The 3,491-nt window shown below is 54.6% G+C and carries 4 protein-coding genes; all 4 read left to right on the top strand.

Going from position 1 to position 3,491, the window contains the following annotated elements:
• Positions 1–2,138 (top strand): 3'-5' exonuclease (locus Q0L39_RS11365; protein WP_296629283.1); only part of this gene is annotated, 2,138 nt, incomplete at its 5' end.
• A 292-nt stretch (positions 2,139–2,430) separates the two neighbouring features.
• Positions 2,431–3,012, top strand: a complete 582-nt coding sequence (gene infC / locus Q0L39_RS11360) for a translation initiation factor IF-3 (protein ID WP_296629282.1) — start codon at positions 2,431–2,433, stop codon at positions 3,010–3,012.
• Positions 3,013–3,068: 56 nt separating this feature from the next.
• Positions 3,069–3,272 (top strand): 50S ribosomal protein L35, encoded by a 204-nt coding sequence (rpmI, locus tag Q0L39_RS11355; RefSeq protein ID WP_022132261.1) that lies wholly within the window; start codon positions 3,069–3,071, stop codon positions 3,270–3,272.
• A 34-nt stretch (positions 3,273–3,306) separates the two neighbouring features.
• Positions 3,307–3,491, top strand: a 185-nt coding sequence (gene rplT, locus Q0L39_RS11350; RefSeq protein ID WP_296629280.1) for a 50S ribosomal protein L20, incomplete at its 3' end; no start/stop codon positions are given.

The raw sequence follows: 3,491 nt of genomic DNA, 5'->3' as shown, positions 1-3,491 counted from the left end.
TCACCGACAGCGTCAACTTTCTGTTTGGGTCGGTGATGAGCAGGGAGGTCGGCGAAATCGACTACGACGCCAGCGAGGCGCTGACCGCCGCTGCAAGCTATCCTGAGAAACCGGACGCTGCCACTGAGCTGCACCTGATTCAGAACCACAGCGAGGAGGACAGCGATTCTTTGGCAGAGGCTTCCTATGTAGCGGAGAAGATCAAGGGAATGCTCGAACAGGGCTTCACCGTCACCGAGGGCGGACAGCTTCGTCCGGTGCGCCCGAAGGACATCTGTATCCTGCTGCGTTCCATGAAGAATAAGGCGGAGCTGTATTCCGGCGAGCTTGCGCGGCGCGGCATCGAATCGTTTGCCGATGCGCGCGGCGGCTTTCTGGATACGGTGGAAATTTCGACGGCGCTGTCCATCCTGCGCGCGGTGGACAATCCGCTCATCGACATCCAGCTCACCGCCGCGATGATGTCGCCGGTCTACGGCTTTACCGCCGACGATATGGCGGTGATTCGCCTGCACGACCGCCGCCGGCATCTCTACCTCAACTGCCGTGAGATTGCACAGGGTGAAAACCTTTCTCCGCAGGAGGTGAGCCGGCAGGCGCTGTGTAAGCGGTTTGTCGATTCGCTCGGCGAGCTGCGCGCCATCGCAGCGTCCAGTCCGGCGCACCGGCTGATTCAGCAGATGATCGAGCGGACCGGATTGTGGGATCTGGTGCTGGCGATGGAATACGGCGAGGGCCGCAAGGCAAATCTGCGGCTGCTCATCGACTATGCGCAGGAGTATGAGGCGGGACCGCAGAAGGGTCTGGCAGATTTTCTGCGCTTTGTTGACAAGATGGTCGAGCGCGGAGAGGACTGGCCCTGTGCCAGTGCGACCAGCGACCGCGCCGATGCTGTCCACATCATGAGTATCCACCACTCCAAGGGACTGGAGTTTCCGGTGGTTTTCCTGTGCGATACCGCCAAAAAGTTTAACACGCAGGACTTGCGCAGCAATATGCTGCTGCACTCCCAGCTGGGATTTGCCTGCTGTGTGCGCGATTTTGTCACCCGCAAGCAGTATGCGACCGTGCCGATGGAGGCGCTGCGGCTGGAACTGACCCGCTCAAGTCTCAGCGAGGAGATGCGGATTCTGTATGTGGCACTCACCCGTGCGCGGGAGAAGCTCATCATCACCTGTGTGCAGAATGAACCGGAGAAAAAGCTGTCCGCTTCGGTCACCGATCTGGACGAGCGCGGCGCAGTCTCTCCGTATGTGGCACGCACTGCGACAAGCTATGCCGACTGGCTGCTGATGAGCTTTGTCCACCATCCTGACTTTGTGCCGCTGTGCCGCGATGCCGGCTGTCAGCCGGAACAGCTTATCCTCTCTCCCAGCTGCCGTATCCTGCCGGTGGTGGCAGCCGCTCCCGAACAGAAGGAGACGGCGTCTGCTGCCGCCGAACATACCGCCCAGCCGGATGAAACACTGCTCAGACAGATTCAGTCGCTCTGCACCGACACCTATCCCGACCCGACGGCGCGCAGTATCGTCACCAAGTTGTCGGTGTCCCAGGTGGTGCATGGAGAAAAGACCCAGCAGCCGTTTTCGCGGGAACCTTCCTTTTTAAAGAAGGAAGCGGCGGGCAAGCTGACACCTGCCCAGCGCGGTACCGCCATGCACGGCTTTATCAGCTGCGCAGATCACACCGCTGCCCAGCGGGACCTGGAAGGAGAGATCGCGCGGCTGGTCAGGGAAGAATACCTCACCGACGCAGAGGCACAGAGCCTTGACAGGGCGGCGATTGTGCGCTATTATGACTCTGCACTTTACCGCGAGATCAGCGCTTCCGGCTTTGTCGCGCGCGAATTTGCCTTCCAGGCGCAGCTTGGTGCGCAGGACCTCTCGGAGGTAATCCCCGAAATTGGCAGCCACCGCGTCACCGTACAGGGCATTGCCGACCTGCTCTTTGCACAGGGAGAGGGCTTTGTGCTGGTCGATTTTAAGACCGACCGCGTGTCCGACCTTGCCGAGCTTGACCGGCGCTACCACACCCAGCTTGCGCTGTACGCTAAAATCATCGAGCAGGTCACCCACAAACCGGTGGTGCGCAGGGTGATTTATTCGCTGTATCTGGGTCAGTCGCTGCAAGTTGACTAAAACAGCGGCGGCAGCTTTGGAGTGGCTTGTTAAAACAGACAAATTGCAAAAAGGGACGATTTGCCTGTTGACAGCAAGGGGAAATCGTGGTAAACTAACTAACGAAAACAAAGCAGAACAACATTCCGTTCTCACCGGCTCACCAACGTGCAGCCAGGTCAATACTTTGGAATTGTTCGCCGAAGGGCGGACGGCTTTTCATTGTGACCTTTTTAAGCGCAGGCGGAATTTTCGTCTGCGCTTTCTAATTTTTTGAGGTGCTTGGAGGTGCTTTACCATTAGCAAAAAGGAAATGCCGATCAATGAAGAAATCAGAGAGAAGGAGATCCGCGTCATTGGTCCTGACGGCAATCCGTTGGGAATCATGAGCTCGAAAGAAGCTCTCCAGCTGGCGCAGAAGGAAAATCTGGATCTGGTCAACATTTCTCCAAAAGCGGTTCCGCCGGTTTGCAAGATCATGAACTACGGCAAATATCGCTTTGAACAGGCCAAACGCGAAAAAGAAGCAAAGAAAAAGCAGAAAACGGTGGAGATCAAAGAGATCAGACTTTCTCTGAAGATTGATACACACGATTTTGAAACAAAGGTAAACCAAGCCAAAAGGTTTTTGGAACACGGAGACAGAGTAAAGGTTGCGATTCGCTTCCGCGGACGTGAAATGGCTCATCCGGAACTTGGCAACGCTACCATCAAACGCTTTGCAGATGCCTGTGCGGATGTCGGCGTCATTGATAAGCTTCCAAAGATGGAAGGGCGCAGCCTGATCATGTTCATCTCTGCTAAGCCTGCATCCACCAAGTCGGCAAAAGCAGCCGCACCAAAAGAGGATGCACCAAAGGCAGCCGAGGAACCAAAAACTGAGGACAAGGAATAAATTTTCTTTCCCGAAACAGGGAGAGCTGCAAAAGCAAACACAAGGAGGAAACAACAATGCCAAAGCTCAAAACACATACCGGAGCAAAAAAACGTTTTAAATTGACCAAAAACGGCAAGGTAAAACGCGCTCATGCTTTCAAACGTCACCTGCTCAACAACGGCCGCAAAACAACAAAACGTAAAAGAGGCCTGAGAAAAGCAACTTACGCTGACAAGACCAACGTAGCAGCTATCAAACATCTGCTGCCATACGCATAATAAACAACATTAACCTACACGGAGGGATATAGACATGGCTCGAGTTAAGGGCGCGATGATGACTCGCAAAAGAAGAAAAAAAGTTCTGAAACTTGCTAAAGGTTATTTTGGCAGCAAATCCAGACATTTTAAGATGGCTAAACAGGCTGTTTACAAATCCGGTAACTACGCTTACATCGGCCGCAAACAGAAAAAACGTGACTTCAGAAGACTGTGGAT

This window comes from uncultured Negativibacillus sp. (genome assembly GCF_944388365.1).
Lineage (GTDB): Bacteria > Bacillota > Clostridia > Oscillospirales > Ruminococcaceae > Negativibacillus.
This window is presented reverse-complemented; position numbering and strand designations above follow the sequence as displayed.

What these genes read in the sequence shown, in the direction of transcription:
- infC (WP_296629282.1), top strand. Translation starts at nt 2,431, where the DNA reads ATGCCGATCAATGAAGAAATCAGAGAGAAGGAGATCCGCGTCATTGGT.
- rpmI (WP_022132261.1), top strand. Translation starts at nt 3,069, where the DNA reads ATGCCAAAGCTCAAAACACATACCGGAGCAAAAAAACGTTTTAAATTG.